The organism is Hyphomicrobium sp. (assembly GCF_036262015.1).
Taxonomy (GTDB): Bacteria; Pseudomonadota; Alphaproteobacteria; order Rhizobiales; family Hyphomicrobiaceae; genus Hyphomicrobium_C.
Genome location: NZ_DATAJR010000008.1, coordinates 50583 through 67609 on the forward strand (window position 1 = coordinate 50583; position 17027 = coordinate 67609).

A 17027-nucleotide genomic window follows, 5' to 3' on the forward strand; every position below is an offset into this window, starting at 1 on the left:
ATCCGGCGACGCCGACCTGGTGTTGCCCGATCGGAACGATATATCGCCAGGGGGCCTGTCGGACGCACAACTACGGCTTCCAGATGGCCGACCAGGGCGACGGGACGATCGGCCTGCTCGTCCTCGGATTTCTTGTGCTTCTGGCTTTGTCGTGGATCGACAACCGCCGCCGGCACGCCGCGTATGCCCGTGATGTTGCCGACGAGGCCGGCGAGGCAGAAGACATCTCCGAAACTATTGATCGCATGCAAGCAGCAGCCGATCACGCGGATGAAATCCTGCGTGAATTTAAGTCGCGCCGAGGCGATTCATGACGCAGAGGCCAAAGCCCCCGGCGCGGCACACACCACGGATCTCGATTCCCGAGCTGCCATCAGACGGGAGCTACTCCAGCTTCGCTGATCTCTTCAAGACGCCCGAGGAGATTGCCGACCGCGACGCGCGGTTCGTTGAAGCACACGCGCGGTTTTTGACGGCAAAGGGGACGCAGGCGAATGCGCTGCATGATCTCGTCCTCGCGCGCATGCGGGTAGCGCGCCTCATGGTCGAGTTGGCTGAGCTTCCCGAGATCTGCCGGCGTGAGCAGGAACATCGGCTTCGCATGCTCTCCCTTGAAAACGAAGCCGAGGCGACGGAAGCGGCAATCGTCCTAGCCGAGGCACGCAGCCGGCTCGCGCTGGCCATGGGCGCCAGTTCCTCGGCGCCGGCCTCGCCGTCGGGCCTGTCCATCGACGATGTCGAGACGATTCTGGGCCAGCTTCCCGAGATCGGCTCCGACACCTTACTCACCGTCATGCGCCTCCTTAAGGGAATGCTGCAGGAAAAGACACCGTGAACAATGCGCTCTTCGAGGCCATCACGCGCGATCTGCACGCCGTCATCGTCGGTGGCACGCGCCGCGGGAAAAGCGGCCTCTTGGAGCTGATCATCCGCTTTCTGCTGCGGCTCGGTTTGGATGGGGTCACCTTGATCGACCCCCACGGGAGCTGCGTGCGTGCAATCGTCGAATGGCTGGCCAATCCCCTTTCGAATCAGCAGCAGCGCGAGATCCTCTTTCTTGATCCTTCCAGTTCAACGACGTTCGGGCTCAATTGCCTCGAAGTGCCGGATACAAGTTGGGAGAGCTGTCATCTCGTCGCGAGCATTCTGACGTCGATCCTGGAGAGCCGCTTCGAGGCGTCGCCGGAGCAGACGCCGCGTTTGGCACGCATCGTCTACGTCGCGGCGATGTTCTGCGCCCGCCGTCGGCTTACCCTTGTCGAATTGGTCGAGGTGCTGTCTCTCAGCGGCGAAGAACTGCGGCAATCGCTGCTCTCGGAATATGATAACTACGTCGTACGACGCGAACTCGATGACCTGCATGCGCTTGCAGAGCGTCAGCCGGCCCGGTTCCTGGAGGTAGTGGAGAGCGCCAAGAACCGTTTTGTGCGCTGGCTCGGTGATCCGCGCCTCGCGCGCATTCTGGGCCAGCAGCATGGACTCAATCCGCGCACGATCATGGATTCTCGGTCGATCGTGCTCGCGGATTTCTCCGGTCTTAATTACCAGGATGCGGCGTTCCTTGGCTGCATTATGACGAGCATGTACTTCGCCGCCGCGCGGTTTCGACCGCCGTTGCGCGCCGCGCGGCATCGCCTGATCCTGGACGAGTCCGAGAGCCTCCTCACGGTCGACGTCGCCCGAATGCTCGATCAGACCGCGAAGATGGGCTTGATCGTCTACCTTGCTCTGCAGCGACTTGGGCAGGCGCGCGCCCGCGGGGATTTTCTGTTCGATGCCATCATGACCAATTGCGGGCTGAAAGTCGGCTTCGGTGGTCTCGAGCCGGAGAGCAGCCGATACATGGCAGAACACCTGTTCGGTGGCTTCATTGATCTGTGCGAGTGGAAACCGGGCAGCGAGCGCCCGGTTGCCGTCGGCTCGAAGCGTGAGACAGTGCGGAGCAAATCGACCTCGCGCAGCAACGCGACGCACGAAGCGAGCAGCAGTTCGGAAAGTATCGCTCAGGGGCGCAGCACGAGCCGCATGCACAGCATCACCGAAGCCGAGGGTGAAAGCGTCTCCGACAGCGTCTCTGAAGCAAGCGCAATTGGCTCGACGTTCAGTGAAGGCGGAGGCGCGAGTTCGGCCATGTTCGAGAGCGCAGGCGCGTCGCAGACCCTGACGCCGCCGCCCAAGGAGGAGCCGCTCTTTCTGCCAATGCCAGAGCCGGTCGTGCTCTCTATCGGCGAAAGCACCGGTTCCGGGAGTGCTCTTACGAGTTCTCACTCGTGGTCTGCGGGCGAATCCATGTCCCGGGTGTCCGGCTCTTCGTATGGACGCGCGAAGTCGCGGTCGAGTGCGGTCTCGCACAGTACCGGCGTTGCGGAAAGTGAAGTTTTTGGCCGCGCATTGGGCCAGATGCGTGGCAGGAGCATGGGTCAGAGCGAATCTGTAGGGGAGAGCGAGGCCTTCACGACCGTCTACGAATGGCTGCCCTCCTCCCTCTATACGTTGGAAGAGCAATTGCATCGCCTTGCCGGGGAGCTTGCCAATCTGCCGCGACGCGAATGCTTCGTGAAGATTGAGGACCAACGTCCTTTCCGCATGCGCACCGCTGATCTCGCGCCGACCTTCCGCTCTGCCTCGTTCAAACGCGTGATGTTGCCGGTCTTTATCGAGACCATCAATCGGCGATCAAGGTACCTGATGCCCGCTGATGAAGCCGATCGCTTGATAGCGGCGAGGATTGCTGAGGCTCGACCCGAAACGGACGATCACGATTTCGCTGCACCGGAGCCGGCGCGCTCCTTCGGCCTGATCAAAGGCGGCAAGCGACCTGGGGATAACCGCAAGTGAACCGTGGTACACTTAGGCCCATGCTGACGACGCAACTCAGTCGTCCGAAGCGTCTCTCCCGACCCCAGACGCCTCCGCCGTTCCGGCTCACGGATCGGGACGTTGCCCTGCTGCAAGCGGTTGCGCGCTGGCGCTTCGCCACCAGCGACCAGTTGCTTCGCTTTGCGCGCATCAGCGATCCGATGGCTAGCGAGCAGAACATCACGCGCCGGCTCATGGCGCTCTTTGCGCACCGCTATCTGGATCGTCCCTCCAATCAGCATGTGCAACTGCAGTCCTTTTCGCACCTGGTTTACGGCGTGGGCCGCAAGGGTGCGAACCTGCTGGCTGAACTCGGCGAGGATATTGATCCTCGCCTTAAGTGGGCGACCAAGAACCGTCGCGCTTCGAATGCATGGCTTCTACACGCGCTTGGCGTCACGGAGACCATGATCTTGTTCGAGGCAGCGTGCGCGGCACGTGGAAACATCGCGCTTCGTGACGGCACATCGCTCCTCGAGTACTTCCCTGCTTCCACGCGAAGCCTCCGAGATCCTTTCCGTCTGCGCGTAACGATCACCGACAAGGGCAAGAAAATCCCTCTCTCCGTCGTTCCTGATCGGTTGCTCAGCTTGATCATCTCGGACGACCGACGTCTAAATTTTGCTCTCGAGCTGGACACCGGGAGCATGAGCGTGACCGGACGCTTTGCTCGCAAGATCAGCGCGTACCTTGCCGCCTATCGCGACGACCGTCATCGCGAGCAATGGGGTTTTCAAGGCTTCCGCGTTGCGACGGTGACGCCGTCCGAGAAGCGCATCCAGAATATGCTCGCCGCTCAGAGCGTGATTAGCGGTGGGAAGCTTGGCGGCATGTTCATCTACACCACGCCGCAGCGCCTCAATGCGCGGGGTCCCCTCGGTCCGATCTGGATTACCGGCGAGCGCGATGACGTTTCTCTGTTGGAGGGCGTGTGATCGCGCTCGACATCATTTCGCTAATGCTTCCCGCGCCGGCTCTGCGGCTCGTCAAGGGTTTACGGCTTCGCCGCGCCCACATGGGCGAGCGAGGATACGCGAGGGGCGCCCTTGACGGTCCGCCCTTCAGCGCCGGCGCACCTTTGAATAGCGAAATGATGGCTGGGCCCTGTCAATTGCGGAACGGTCCGCATGCTGGATACTGCGCAGTAGGGAGTGATCTTTGAAAGGATCTCCAATGACCAAGCGAAACGTCATTCCCTTTCCGCTGGTTCGACGCGTGCCGCTTGCGGCCGTGCTTGAGCGCTATGGGTTGCTCGGGGATCTCAAACGGATCGGGACGTCCCTGACGGGATGCTGCCCGATCCACAGGGGGTCAAACCGGAAGCAGTTCGTTGTCGATCCTGCCCGCGACCTGTGGAAGTGCTTCTCGCCACATCACGACGCGGGCGGCGGAGTTCTCGAGTTCGTAGCGGAATTCGAGAACGTCACGAAGAGAGAAGCGGCAGGTCTCATCGCGCGGTGGTTTGCCCTCGCGCCGATTGAGCATCGCAAGGAAAGGAGAAGGAAGATGGCCGGAGAACGTCCATCACATAAGGCTTTCGTCGTTGAAGATCGCGGCGAAGGAGAGGAGCAAGCGTTCTGGACGAAAATCGGAAGCGCTTGGCCTCACAAGGATGGCAAGGGCCTCAACGTCGTGCTCGCGGCACTGCCTGCCAATGGCAGAATCGTGCTGCGGGAGTACACCGACGAGGATGCAGCTGAAGACGACAAGAAAGCTGCATCCAACAAGTCGAAGCGACGCTGAACAGCCGAGAGCCCCGCGCGTCTATGCGAGCGGGGCTCTGATTTTTCTGTTCCTGACGCGGCGGCTCATCCTGGGCCGACGCGCGGGCACGGAATGGAGACTGTCGAATGTCATACAAATACACCGACGATGACGTGCGCGACGCGCGTCCGAATGCATTGCCAATCGCTGACACTGACGTCGAGATAAGCGTGGGAAGGCAGGGCGATGACGTCATGCTCTGGGTCAACAAGGCGGGCATCCAGATTTTGCGCGTGCGCTTGAAGGCTGCGGCAAAAGAGATTTCGGACGGCGCCCTCGTGCAATTCTCATCCCTCTCGCCGGACTTCATCTTCCCCATTGGCGATAGTGCCGATGGTCTGGCGCGCTTGAAGCGATCGCTCGGAATGGTTGACGATCCGGGATGAGATAATCGGAATGGGTGGGACGGTGCCGTCCGTCGATCCAGCACGGGCTCGCCCTCGCCCCTGCGATCACCTGCTGCCTGTCGAATGATGTCAGGCCACGTCAACGACAGCCGGCCTTAGGGGCAAGTGGAGCCCTCGCGACACGCGAGGGCTCTTGTCACGCGTCCACACCGAGCTCACATGTGCCGCTCAGCCAGGACCTGAGAACCTGTGCTGCCCTCTCCTGTTCGTTAGGATCGAGTGTACGGAGGGTGGCGATTAACTCTTCGAGGACCTTTCGCATGCCCAACTATACCACAGCACAGCCTGGTCTGCCTTCGCGACGGAGAGCCGGCCGGCAACAAGGGACGACGGTCTCGCTCGGGGGGCAGTATTGGCTACCAGCCCACTGTTTTTAATCTCAGTCGCCAGAGGTCGGGGACCTAATCGAGATAGTGGGAAAAGCCGACTCGGAACGCAGGTCTCATGGCAGCGCGCCGCCGATGCAGCATCCGGTGAGTGATCCTAGTTCGCCGTACAGGCCTTCTCAGCTTCAACTGCTTCTTTCGGTTTTTCCGCGCGCTGATCAGCGCTGAGGCGCCCCCCGGGCAACGCATCGGTCGAGCGAGCGCGGAGATACACGTACAAGTCGTCGATATAGCACATGACATTTTTATTGTCCCCGAATGCCGGCATCACATACTTAGTGCCGGCCACGTCTCTCGTTTGGCCGCTTGAGACAACCTGTAAGAACTTTTCATATGTCATCGTTTTCAGCGAGTCTTTGAGTGCCGGCGCAAACGACGAGCCCTCGGCATTTGGACCATGGCAGACATGGCATTCGGCGTGATACCGACGCCAGCCTGAGTACGTGTTCCAATCCACCTTGATGACCCGATCGGTATTGGCAGGATCTCGCTGGATATTGTACGTGGGAGTTCCATCAGGGAGCACCCATTTGCCGTCTTCGAACTTCTTCCCCTCTTGATACTGCCGCTCAAAGGCCAGGTCTGGTACTGGATTTTGTTCCTGCGCTTTGAGCGAGGTGATACTCCATGCGAGAGCCAGAGATGCGAGTGCAATTTTGCACGTCAGAGTGTTCATGTGAGATCCTCGATGCATTGGCTGTTTTTGTGATCGCGCCTGTCTGCAGCGGTGCCTTTTTAAAGGCCGTTTGGCGATCCGTCCCCTGTGCTAATATAAAAAATGCGTAATGCGTCGAGCAACTCAGCAAACTCAGAGCTAGATGCCGCAACGAATCCTTCTTTCCATCGCCGCCGCTGCTATCGCAGTGGTCGTGTATGTTGCCGGGGTCGAACTTCACCGATGGATATTTACAGCTGACGACGCGCGGCCAGTTGCGCCTCGGGGCGATCTTGCCGAGTTTGAAAAGACGTCGATTGCTGTGTTTCGCAGCAGTGCGCCGTCGGTTGCTTACATCAGCACGATCCGTCAACACCGGGATATTTTTGGAGGCGGCACTGTAAGTTCAGGTGCCGGTTCGGGATTCGTGTGGGACCGCGCCGGTCATCTCCTCACCAATGCCCATGTTGTGAGCGGAGCCGATCAAGTCTTCGTGCGCTTTGGCACGGCCCGCCCCGTTACGGCGCGCGTGGTCGGCGTTGCCCCGGAATTTGACTTGGCCGTGTTACGCATCGATGTGCCGCTGACGGGACTCACTCCCCTGCCGATCGGCGCATCCTCAGAGCTCGTGGTTGGCCAGCAGGTATATGCGATCGGCAGCCCGTTCGGTTTAGACAGGACCCTGACCACGGGCGTAATCAGTGCGCTTGATCGGACACTGCCGAGCGCTACCGGCCACGAGATTTCGGGTGTCATCCAAACGGACGCTGCGATCAATCCCGGCAATTCCGGCGGTCCTCTCTTGGATTCGGCCGGCCGTGTCATCGGCGTCAACACTGCTATCGCATCCACCACCGGATCATACAGCGGCATTGGTCTGGCAGTGCCGATCGACACGGTCAATCGAGTCGTGCCGCAACTTTTGTCCCGCGGTACAGTGGCGCGGCCGGGTATAGGCATCTCTGCCGCTTCGCAGGAAATTGCGTCCCAGCTCGGGCAGGAGGGAGTCGTTGTCATTGATGTGGCGCGGGGTGGCGCAGCCGAGGCGGCCGGTATCACAGGCGCGGATATCGAGCGAGGGGTTCTCGGCGATGTCATTACTGCTGTGAATGGAAAGAAGGTGGCTTCCGTCAGTGACCTTTCGCAACGGCTGCACGAAATTGGCGTGGGCGAACGTGTCGAGCTGACGGTGAGCCGCAACGGGCTCGAGCGAGCGGTCAGTGTTGTTGTTCAGGATCTGAATGCGGACTGAACCGAGGCGAGCGAGCTTCCTTCCGGTCTCTATCCCTGTTTTTCCAACGCGTGATCGGTAGTCACCCTCACTCGGGATGTCCAACCTGGTTAGGCGAACAGGCCGAACCTCTCCTTTCAATGAGCATCGAGCGCCTCTTACCCCGGGCCTCTCGAGCTTGACAAGATAGTCAGTCTACTGCAGTATTCGGGCAGGATGCTGGCTCGTCATCTGAATACCGCTTACCCATTTTTTCGGGAAGTGGTTACAGCGGATGAGCCAGGTAACGTCCAAGTTCTGTCGCTCGTCTGAGTGTTCCGCACTTGTATTGATGTGCTCGCGAAAAACCCTTCCTTTTTGGTCCTGGACACACTGGAAGAAGCACGCAATTCATCGGAAGCTTCAGATGCATACCACCCGGCTGCCCTCATGGCAGCCGGGTCTCTTTTATGCCGCCGTAACGCCGCTAGTCGTCCTCGCGTGGAAGATACCTGACGTGTGTGGTATTGCCGGGGCCGTCCGTAACCTCGATATTCTCATTCTGCCGCGCCACTTCTTTCATGAGCAGGTTATAGCTACCGAGGTGGCAGTATCTATTCTTTCCGCTCTTCGTGAAGCCGGGTTCGAGAGTTCAAGTTCAATATCAGCTCGCTTAGTATATTTGTTCGGTTTCTGGCTCGTAGCGCGGATGACAGCGCGAGAGGCCAAGCCGACTGGTCCAAGCTCCGCGCCGCTCCCGTGTCGTCCGCCGTCCCTGGATGAGGGCGGGCATGACGGCTTGAGACGGAGCACTGGTTGCCTCCGTATTGGCCTCGTGACCCAATGCCGACGCTGCTCGAGCACCATCACGCGAATTGGAGTTGGTCCCCAGGAATGTCGAAGCAAGCCGTTTTTTCAGAGCGTGGAACGCCTCCCTAATTGGGCGAGGACGCACATACGTCACCGCCTCCTCCCGGAAGACTCGCAAAGGTATGCAGATGTCCGCCTGGAGATCATACGTCGAGAACACGCGCTCCTGCTTCTCATCCACGAGGATAGCAGATTGTTTTGCCTTAAGTCGGAGGCGCTGGAGGACGGGCACATAGTCGGTGTCTTGCGCGAACAGGATGTATTCTGTAGCCGGCCAGCGCTCGACCAGCCTCTCCATCACGTCGAGCGCGATACGAATGTCAGCTCCATTTTTTAGGTTGGCGAGTTTTTCGCACAGCACGACTTCGAATCCGTTCCGCTCAAAAGCGTCTTTGTACCGCTGATGAGACGGGTTCCAGTAGACGCGCTTTTCCACCAAGTGCCGCTTGCGCCCATCATCATCGAACTCACCGTCTTCGATCCATTGGAGCCAATTACTGAAGCGATCTGGTGAACAGTGGTGGCCAACATTTTCAAAGTCGATGAATAGTGAACTCTTGATGCGCGTCCGAAACATCATGCTTCCTCAGTGGGAAAAAATGGGGCTTACCCCCGTTCGGCCTCGTTCGAATATTGTTTGTTCGCCCGCTGAGCAGTCAAGTCTCGTCTCACTCAGAATGACTGTTAAGGGACAGAATCGGGGAGGCCAATAGCGCCTTGCACTCCTGGCGCGCGAGGACGCGAAGCCTGTTGCCCTGGGTGGTCCCTTCCGGCACCGGGGGCGGCGCAAGCTTTAGTAATCAGCTGGCCTCCAGGGGCGAGGCGAATTCAACCAATATTTCACCAGATCGGGCGAGCTGGACGAACGGCATAGTCAGCGGTTGTCGGACCAGCTACCTTGCTCACGTTGTGCTGGTCTGCGCGCTTCGTTCTGAGTGGCGGGCGGTGGCACAGTACAATGGATTAGCTCGGGAGACGCCCGTGCCACTCGCGGCCTCTTATAAAAAGCATCCCCTCGTCGAAGCTGTACGGCGGTCACGTACAAACCCCCTAGCATCTTACGGGATTGCGGTCGCCGCAGTTGGCACCGCGGCGGTGCTGAGGGACCAAGCCGGGCCGCACCTGACGGCCGGCCTCCCTTTCATTACCTTTTACCCGGCAATCATTATCGCGGCGCTCATCGGTGGTCTTTGGCCCGGAATTCTTGCCATTGTTCTATCTGCCCTTGGGGCCTGGTATTGGTTTTTGCCCCCTTTCGGAAGCTGGCAAATCGACCAACATGCGGCGTTCACGCTTTTTTTCTTTGTAGCTATGTCGTGTATCAACGTTGGGATTATTTTTTTGCTTGACCACGCGGTAAACCACGCACTTGCGCAAGAGGAAAATGTGCGACTTTTGATAGAGTCGGCCCCGACGGGAATCTTAGTAGTCGACGACAAAGGGCATATTACGTTGGTCAACGCATCTATGGAGCGATTGTTTGGCTACCAACGAGACGAGGTGCTCGGCCACAAGGTAGAAATGCTGGTCGGTAGAGCGGCGGAACTGCGACATGAAAAATTCCGCGAGAACTACATGAGGGGTGCGCAGCCGCGGCCAATGGGCGAAGGTCAGGATCTGTTTGGCCGTCGTAAAGACGGCAGCGAGTTTCCGGTCGAGATCGGTTTGAATCCGATTCAGCGCAGCGGCGTCTCCGGTGTCTTGGCAACGCTCATCGATATCACGGAGCGCAAGCAGGCAAGTCAGATGCAGCAGCTTGTCATTCGCGAACTGAGCCACCGCACGAAGAATCTTTTTTCTGTTGTTCAAGCTGTCGCCAATCAGAGCTTTGACCAGGATCGCGCGCCTGCCGAGGCGAAACAAATTTTCAACGGGCGCTTGAACGCTCTGGCAAACGCCTATGCAGCTGTGTCCAATTCGCAATCGAGCGCATCTCTGCGCGAAATCATGCAGAAACAATTCTCAGGATTTTCGGACCGAATAACGATCCATGGCTGTGATGTACTGATTAGCCCGTGGGCCGCGCAGCACTTTGCCCTGATCGCGCATGAACTCGCCACCAACGCGGTAAAGTACGGCTCGCTCGGTACGCCTGATGGACGCGTGGTACTTGAAGGAACCGTTGAGCGCGGGGCTACTGCCCGGGTCCGCTTTGTGTGGAGAGAGCTGGGCGGTCCTGCCGCGCCGGCCACCACCCGCAAGGGATTCGGGAGCGTCATCCTTTTTGACATGGCATCTCATTGGGCTGAGCAGGCGACCGCTCAATACGAGGAGACAGGTCTGCGATATACCCTCGTGATACCGTTGCCGCTCGTCGAAGCAGTGGTAACCGATACGCATGCGCTCCACGCCTAGCCCTCAACTGGTCCGCCTAGTCGTAGCACCGGCGAAATTCTTCTCTCTATCGTTGCTCCGTCCGGCATGTTACCAGACGAAAAACTTCGCACGGAGGCACAGGTGGACGAGCATCACGTCGGCGCAGGCCGAGTTACGTCTCCTCCTTCCGCAATAGCTGTCAGTTTAGAGCGACTGATTGAGACTGCCATCCTAGGCAGTCGCTGGTTACTGATTGTATTTCACCTTGGTCTGATAGTTTCTCTCACCATCCTGATCATAAAGTTTGCCCAGCAGGCGTGGGAGACGCTGGTTCAGGTTTTCACCTTGAGCGGGAAGGAGGTAATCTTAGCGATCTTGTCCCTTATCGATTTCACTCTTATCGCCCAGCTCCTTTTCATCGTAGTCGTAGCGAGTTACGAAGGCTTTGTCTCCCGTTTGGATGTTGGCAGCCAAGGTGTCCGATTGGGCTGGATGAGCCAGGTCGGCTTTGAAGGGGTGAAGCTGAAGTTGTTGGGCTCCCTCGTTGCAATCAGCGGCATCTATTTCATTGAAAAGGTGATCGCCATCGAGCGTGTCGATCATCCTGATGCGGCTTGGGCGGCGGCTGCATTCACTCTGTTCGTCATTGCCTGGGCGCTACTGGCGCTCGTTGATCAGCGATGCCGTCCTTCACAGGATGGTAAAGTCCCCAACGAATGAGAGGCGGCGCCGAAATGAAGAATAAGAGTGCAAAACCGGTAGTTCTGATTGTCGGCGCTGCCGGGAATTTGGGCCGGTCGATTGCCGAGTCTTTGGCGGATGATTATCAAATCGTAGGGTTCGACCGCAGCAGCTCCCAATCCCCTTTCGAGATATTCGATGTCGATGTGGCATCCGATCCTTCAGTTGAGCTGGCACTCTACAAATTGCGGGCAGCTTATGGAGCACACCTAGCAAGCGTTATCCATCTCGTTGCGTACTTCGATTTCAGTGGGGAGGCTAATCCTCTTTATACACTGGTAAATGTCGACGGGACGAGGCGATTACTCAAGGGACTCCAAAGTTTTGAAGTGGAGCAGTTTATCTACGCCAGCACTGTCCTCGTGCATGCACCATGCCGCCCGGGCGAGCGCATCGACGAAAGTCAGCCAATCGGTCCGCGGTGGGCATATCCGGCATCTAAGGCGGAAGCTGAAGCAGTTGTGAGAGCGGAACACGGTCACATACCTTCTGTGATAATGCGGCTCGCCGGCGTCTATGACACCGGATCGATGGTCCCTACCTTGGCGCATCAGATAGCGCGCATCTATGAGCGCGACTTCGCAAGCTACTTTTACGCGGGAAGTACGCTTGTGGGACAAGCCATGGTGCACCGCGCTGACATGCTTGATGCGTTTCGGCGGACGGTCGAAAGACGCCGTAACCTCCCTGCTGCAACAGAGCTCCTTATTGGCGAGGCCGATGCAGTTGGCTATGACGCACTTCAAGACGAACTCGGCTATCTGATACACGGTGTCGACGACTGGCCTACCATGCGGCTGCCGAAACCGTTGGCCGCTGCAGGTGTCTGGGCGCAGGACCGGCTTGAGCCCGCGATACCCGATATCGTCGATGGCGGACGAACTCCTTTCATCAAGCCGTTCATGGTCGCTCTGGCTGATGATCATTATGCGCTTGATACAGAGCGTGCTCGCAAGTTGATCGGATGGGAACCGCGTCATTGCCTAAAAGACGAGCTGCCGTCGATCGTCGCCGCGCTCAAGAGAGATCCGGCAGGTTGGTACGCCGCGAACGATCTCATCGCGCCGGCGTGGGTCAAGGACGCACATAACATCAGTGAGAATGCAGAGAGTCTGCGTGCGCGCCATAATGCGCAGGTCAAAGCTGAACACGGCGCAAATCGCTGGGCGCATTTCGTAAACATTGGGTTGGGTACCTGGTTGCTCGTTCAGCCCCCACTCATCAATGTCACGGAACCCCTTCTTCGCATGGCTGAGATGGGCCTCGGGGCAGGCCTGATTGTGTTTGCGAGCTTGGCAATTTCTGTGTGCAATCCATGGGCTCGCTGGGTGTGCGCCGGCATCGGTACTCTGGTCATGGCCGCGCCTTTTTTGTTCTGGACGGTCAACGCAGCTGCCTACATCTCGGATACGCTGGTTGGCGCGTTGATTGTCGGATTCGCCGTCTGTCTTAAGCCTGAGCCGGGCACGTCGGCGGCTGCAGCCTTGAGCGGCCCAGCAGTGCCGCCGGGCTGGACCTATAACCCGTCTGCCTGGGTTCAGCGTCTCCCCATTATTCTCATGGCGCTCTCAGGCGTGTACGTCTCGCGCTACCTCGCGGCCTACCAACTCGGCCATGTTCCCACGGTGTGGGAGCCGTTCTTTCAGGGTTCATCCGCAGATCCTAAAAACGGCACCGAGGAAATCATTACGTCCGCCGTCGCAAAGGCGTGGCCGGTCTCTGACGCAGCCGTGGGTGCTTTCACGTACCTTATGGAGATTTTGACCGGCTTGGTGGGATCCAGCGTGCGCTGGCGAACCATGCCCTGGCTCGTAATATTGTTCGGCTTGATGATTGCTCCGCTCGGCATAGTGTCTATTTTTTTCATCATCATTCAGCCGGTCGTCATAGGAACATGGAGCACAATCGCCTTGTTCGGCGCAGCGTTGATCCTTATCCAGATCCCTTATTCGCTCGACGAACTCATCGCGACCGCTCAGTTTCTGCGCCGCCGGGTACTGGCAGGTCAGAATTGGCTCCGCGTACTCTTGTATGGTGACACCGACGATCAAAACGAACTTTCTAAGGGGCAACCCCGGTCGGACGAGTTCGACCAATCAGCTCCCAAAGTAATCAGGGCTGCATTTGGTGGCGGCGTAAATCTCCCGTGGACTCTCGCTGCGGCCGCGGGCATCGGCGTCGTGCTCATGTTCTCTCGAACATTTATTGTTGGCAATGTTGAGCTTGCGAATGCTCATCACGTCATTGGCTCGCTCGTGCTGGCGGTCGTTTCAATTGCCGCAGCCGAAGTCGCTCGCAAGATGCGGTATCTGGTCGGTGTCTTGGGCGTGTTATTGATTGGCGCACCTCTATGGTATCCCGATGGTGTGGTCCCGACGGCGCTCAGCGCAGCGCTCGGCGTGGCGCTTATCGCGCTGTGCATCCCTCGTGGTCCAGTTCGAGAACGGTATGGGACGTGGGTCAGAATGACGGAGTAGCTGGACCTACACTCAGCGCTCGTTGGTTGAGAACATCCTGCCTTTGAGTGCCGCGCCCGGCAGAGCGCCGCCATCTTCCCAAACCACGATAAAGCGGTCATCCGTCAAGGCGGCGATGACGGGGCTGCTCAGCGTATCGCTTTTCGCAACACTCACTAACAGCTCATCCGGCATGCCAATGCCATAGGCGCGCGCCTTGATCCGCGAAAATTCAGAGCTGTCGCTCCCCGCGTCGCGCTCCGCCCAGGTAACAAGGAAGGCGTCGCTGCGCACTGGAGCTATGGCAGGGCTGCTGCATACTTTTCCCAGTTCCGTGGAAATCCGAAAGTCGCTGCTCGGCTGCCCCCGCGTATTAAATGACCGCGCCACGATGGCGTCGTGTCTGCCATCACACCATGCAGCTACAAACATTCCATTATCCAACGCACAGGCAGCAGGCCGCGATTGATCATTCGCTGCTCGTTGCGCAATTTCGATCAGTATTCGTGTGCCATCGGGTTGCACGATAGTGCCCTTGACCCTGCCCCCACTCGAGACGCGCTCCTGCCAGACAACAAAAAATTCACCTGTCGGGACTCCAGCGATGCTAATGCCACTCTGCACGCTAATTGGCGGCGTTCCAACGGTTATGTCAGATCCAAGTGGCATACCTGCCGAGGTAAACAGGCGCGCCTTCACGTTCCGACTTTTATTTCCTTCTTCACCGCACATCCAGGCGATAACAAATCCTCCCTTTCCACACGGCGAAACCACGGGGTTGAATTGCCGCCCATTCGTATCGGCATTCGCAGCGATTTCGTAGTGCAGCGGCGACCCGGAAGAGCTGAAAACTCGGGCTCTGACGCAGCTGTTGCATGAATCGTCGCCGCGGCCGCTAAAGTCTTCCCACACTGCAACGAAGCCTCCATCCGGCAACGCGGCAACTTTGGGATCTCGCTGATCAAAAATCGTTTCCGAATTTATATAAAAATCGGGCCCGATCGGCTCCCCAGTCCAGCTAAATAGCTTGGCGCGAATTTCAGCGCACCCTATTTCGCATCTGGGGACGCCTTCCTCCATCCAGGCCACGATGAACCCGTTGCGGAAGCGCTCAATGTGCGGGCGGCTTTGCGAACTGTGCTCTGATTGTGCAATTAAAAATGCTGTGTCTTCCTTCTCTCTTTCGAGAAGAATTGACCGATGGGGAATCTGGTTCATGTAGATTACCACTCGCTTAAGAAAATGGTCGTATGCCTCCCCGCGGATGCGGGGAGGCGCCGTTCCGTTACTACTTCACGCGCTCGGTGCTTTTCTCCATGGTCGGTACGGCCTCGTCCATCGCCTTGGTGGCCGGAGTGCGCTCGACGTGGCCTGACGTCGATGGACTTTCCATTGTCGGCAAGGCATCGCCAATGGTTTCTGTTGCCGGCTGCTTGTCAGCTCGCGCTCCATGTTCCATCGGAGGGGTGGCCTCGTCCATCGCTCGTGTAGGCGGCGTTCTCGTATCCGGGCCGGTCGTTGATGGGCTCTCCATTTTAGGCAACTTGTCGCTCATGGACTCGGTCGCCGGCAACTTGCCTTCATCCCCAAGCGTTTTTTGCTGAGCGTGCGATACGCCGACGCTGAGCGCCAGGGCGGACGCGATAATGATTATCCGGTGCATTTTTCTCTCCTGTTGAGATCGCTTGAGTTGCGATCGATGAATCAAAAATAAGAAAGTGGATCTTCATTTTCCAATCGGAAACCAACCATGCCTTGATCGGTTTTCGACACTCCGTCCTCCGCTATGCGTTGGCCTCTGCTGTGAGCGTATCAACCGCCGTGAGAACGGCATGATTAAGCAGCGCTGTTGCGGGTAGCTTCCTCAATGGCCCTTTTTCGAACTCAACACTGCAATCGGGCAAAGCCGGGCCGAAACGTGCGGACTTGGAATAGCCGAGTCCCGAATGATTTGGGCGAGGCGACGCTGAATTGCCTGCGCCACACGATTGAGGCGCAACAGCCTAATCGGGGAACCGTCGACCCTGCGCCGTTCTGCCTGCATTTCGGAGCGCACTCTCTGCAAACTCTCGAGCAGCGCGACGAGGCGGCCTCTCCGCTTCGCTTTGATGGGCATTTCCTTTACCTTTCATCCTTGCGGCCAGCAATTAAGCCGACGTTATCGACCCACTTCGCTCAGCGCCGATAAGTCAAACTGGCTTAGCCCGGAGGCCATCTCCTGAAGCTCAGCGGGGAGAAACTGGGACGGGTCCAGACCGTGCTCAGAGAGCAGCGTCGCGATTTCTTCCGGGTTGAGGCCCGTCAGGGCATTCGGGTCCAGGCCACTTGATTCCAACACATCGATTAACTGTTGCTGAGCAGCGCCTGGAGCTCCTTCGGTGAGCACCGAGTGAGCCATGCCAGTCACGAAGTCCGTGAGTTTTGCAAAGTCAAACATCGTTATCTCCTTCTTTGACGTGTTGGCAGAGACGTAAGGCTGTGCTTGGCGTCCGTCCAATCGGAACAGCATCCGTCGCCCATCGACGACTCCTATGAGAGCTGAACGTGGCGCACGGGAGCGGATCATCGATGTATCCGATCAGGCGCAGGCCATCATCCGATTGGGAATTTCTACGGCGACGCGCCAGCTATAGGGCAAGTGAGCAATGACGCTCGCTGTAAGCTGGAGTTTGACCATGTCGAACGAGATTAAAACCGCTGTCACCGGCACCGCGCTGAGCGCGCTATTTATTGCGAGCGCGGCCACCATCGCCGGCGCAGCGCTGCCCATTAGCGATCCGTCCGTCATCGCTATGAGCCAGAAGATTCGCGATGGCGCGGTGACGCTCGATTATGTCTATTTGCCGCAGAAGGGCTATGCGGTGGTCTACGCGGTAGACAAAAGTGGACAGCAGAAAGAGGCGCTGGGTTCTGTCGAACTTTCCGCGGGTGATCATCGGGGCGTGAAAGTTGCCCTGAAGTCGACGCCTCCAACAGGCTCGAAGCTATGGGTGTCGCTGTATGCTGACAAGGACGGTAAGCCCGGATTTGATGCGAAGGGCGATATTTCGCACTGGCCCGCCGGCCTACCGTATATCAACAAAATCACAGTTGAGTAGCAGTAACGGGCGCGCTGTCACCAGCGCGCCCGCCTCGTTCCCCGTCGATACATCGAAACCGGCCGATTCATTTTTGTTTGGTGGGTTCGATGGCCTTCTTAAGAACCGCAAGTCGGTGTCGGGTGATGGTGACCAACTCCCAGCCTTGAGCTCCAACGCGGTTCAGCAATTGAATTTCGCTTCCACCGGCCGGTAAATCGTTGAGGTCTAACTGCATGTATTCCCAGGCTTGCATGCGCCTCCTACGTTGGATCCATACATCTCC

At 58.2% G+C, this 17027-nt stretch carries 17 protein-coding genes; 11 read left to right on the forward strand and 6 right to left on the reverse strand.

What is annotated here, in order from left to right; genetic code table 11:
• Positions 1 to 83: 83 nt before the first annotated feature.
• From VHO05_RS08935 to VHO05_RS08960, 6 genes are all read left to right on the forward strand, one after another.
• The gene (locus VHO05_RS08935; RefSeq protein ID WP_329646240.1) at positions 84 to 314 is read left to right on the forward strand and encodes a hypothetical protein; all 231 of its coding nucleotides are present in this window, start codon (positions 84 to 86) and stop codon (positions 312 to 314) included.
• Entirely contained in the window at positions 311 to 835 is a 525-nt protein-coding gene (locus tag VHO05_RS08940) for a hypothetical protein (protein WP_329646241.1), read from the forward strand. Before VHO05_RS08935 ends, VHO05_RS08940 begins: the two co-directional genes overlap by 4 nt.
• The gene (locus VHO05_RS08945; protein WP_329646242.1) at positions 832 to 2838 is read left to right on the forward strand and encodes a hypothetical protein; all 2007 of its coding nucleotides are present in this window, start codon (positions 832 to 834) and stop codon (positions 2836 to 2838) included. The genes VHO05_RS08940 and VHO05_RS08945 overlap by 4 nt, the downstream gene beginning before the upstream one ends.
• Positions 2835 to 3794, forward strand: coding sequence for a replication-relaxation family protein (locus tag VHO05_RS08950; protein ID WP_329646243.1), 960 nt, complete (start codon positions 2835 to 2837; stop codon positions 3792 to 3794). Before VHO05_RS08945 ends, VHO05_RS08950 begins: the two co-directional genes overlap by 4 nt.
• A gap of 238 nt (positions 3795 to 4032) precedes the next feature.
• Positions 4033 to 4602, forward strand: coding sequence for a CHC2 zinc finger domain-containing protein (locus tag VHO05_RS08955; RefSeq protein WP_329646244.1), 570 nt, complete (start codon positions 4033 to 4035; stop codon positions 4600 to 4602).
• Positions 4603 to 4709: 107 nt separating this feature from the next.
• Positions 4710 to 5009, forward strand: coding sequence for a hypothetical protein (locus tag VHO05_RS08960; protein ID WP_329646245.1), 300 nt, complete (start codon positions 4710 to 4712; stop codon positions 5007 to 5009).
• A gap of 504 nt (positions 5010 to 5513) precedes the next feature.
• On the opposite strand, the gene VHO05_RS08965 is transcribed toward VHO05_RS08960, so the two are convergent.
• A complete protein-coding gene (locus tag VHO05_RS08965; protein ID WP_329646246.1) occupies positions 5514 to 6092 on the reverse strand; it encodes a c-type cytochrome, methanol metabolism-related in 579 nt (192 codons plus the stop codon).
• Between the two features lie 142 nt (positions 6093 to 6234).
• On the opposite strand from VHO05_RS08965, the gene VHO05_RS08970 reads away from it, so the two are divergent.
• Positions 6235 to 7323, forward strand: a complete 1089-nt coding sequence (locus tag VHO05_RS08970) for a S1C family serine protease (protein ID WP_329646247.1) — start codon at positions 6235 to 6237, stop codon at positions 7321 to 7323.
• A gap of 631 nt (positions 7324 to 7954) precedes the next feature.
• Here the strand turns inward: VHO05_RS08970 and VHO05_RS08975 are convergent.
• The gene (locus VHO05_RS08975; RefSeq protein WP_329646248.1) at positions 7955 to 8731 is read right to left on the reverse strand and encodes an NYN domain-containing protein; all 777 of its coding nucleotides are present in this window, start codon (positions 8729 to 8731) and stop codon (positions 7955 to 7957) included.
• A 401-nt stretch (positions 8732 to 9132) separates the two neighbouring features.
• Here VHO05_RS08975 and VHO05_RS08980 point away from each other — a divergent pair, with 401 nt between their 5' ends.
• The 3 genes from VHO05_RS08980 to VHO05_RS08990 all read left to right on the forward strand — a co-directional run bounded on the left by VHO05_RS08980 (position 9133) and on the right by VHO05_RS08990 (position 13685).
• Positions 9133 to 10506: a PAS domain S-box protein gene (locus VHO05_RS08980; RefSeq protein ID WP_329646249.1), complete on the forward strand. Its 1374-nt coding sequence runs from the start codon at positions 9133 to 9135 to the stop codon at positions 10504 to 10506.
• A gap of 102 nt (positions 10507 to 10608) precedes the next feature.
• On the forward strand, positions 10609 to 11187 hold the full coding sequence (locus VHO05_RS08985) for a YqhA family protein (protein WP_329646250.1): 579 nt from the start codon (positions 10609 to 10611) through the stop codon (positions 11185 to 11187).
• Between the two features lie 14 nt (positions 11188 to 11201).
• Complete coding sequence (locus VHO05_RS08990; protein WP_329646251.1) at positions 11202 to 13685, forward strand: NAD-dependent epimerase/dehydratase family protein; 2484 nt, start codon at positions 11202 to 11204, stop codon at positions 13683 to 13685.
• A 12-nt stretch (positions 13686 to 13697) separates the two neighbouring features.
• Here VHO05_RS08990 and VHO05_RS08995 read toward each other — a convergent pair whose 3' ends face one another.
• From VHO05_RS08995 to VHO05_RS09005, 3 genes are all read right to left on the reverse strand, one after another.
• Positions 13698 to 14882 carry a hypothetical protein gene (locus VHO05_RS08995; protein WP_329646252.1) on the reverse strand — a complete coding sequence of 395 codons (1185 nt, stop codon included), beginning with the start codon at positions 14880 to 14882 and terminating at the stop codon, positions 13698 to 13700.
• A 70-nt stretch (positions 14883 to 14952) separates the two neighbouring features.
• Positions 14953 to 15327, reverse strand: a complete 375-nt coding sequence (locus VHO05_RS09000; RefSeq protein ID WP_329646253.1) for a hypothetical protein — start codon at positions 15325 to 15327, stop codon at positions 14953 to 14955.
• Between the two features lie 495 nt (positions 15328 to 15822).
• A complete protein-coding gene (locus VHO05_RS09005; RefSeq protein ID WP_329646254.1) occupies positions 15823 to 16101 on the reverse strand; it encodes a hypothetical protein in 279 nt (92 codons plus the stop codon).
• 238 nt (positions 16102 to 16339) lie between these two features.
• Between VHO05_RS09005 and VHO05_RS09010 the strand changes: the two genes are divergently transcribed.
• Positions 16340 to 16762, forward strand: a complete 423-nt coding sequence (locus tag VHO05_RS09010; RefSeq protein WP_329646255.1) for a DUF7282 domain-containing protein — start codon at positions 16340 to 16342, stop codon at positions 16760 to 16762.
• A 67-nt stretch (positions 16763 to 16829) separates the two neighbouring features.
• On the opposite strand, the gene VHO05_RS09015 is transcribed toward VHO05_RS09010, so the two are convergent.
• Positions 16830 to 16997, reverse strand: coding sequence for a hypothetical protein (locus VHO05_RS09015; RefSeq protein WP_329646256.1), 168 nt, complete (start codon positions 16995 to 16997; stop codon positions 16830 to 16832).
• Between the last annotated feature and the right edge of the window lie 30 nt (positions 16998 to 17027).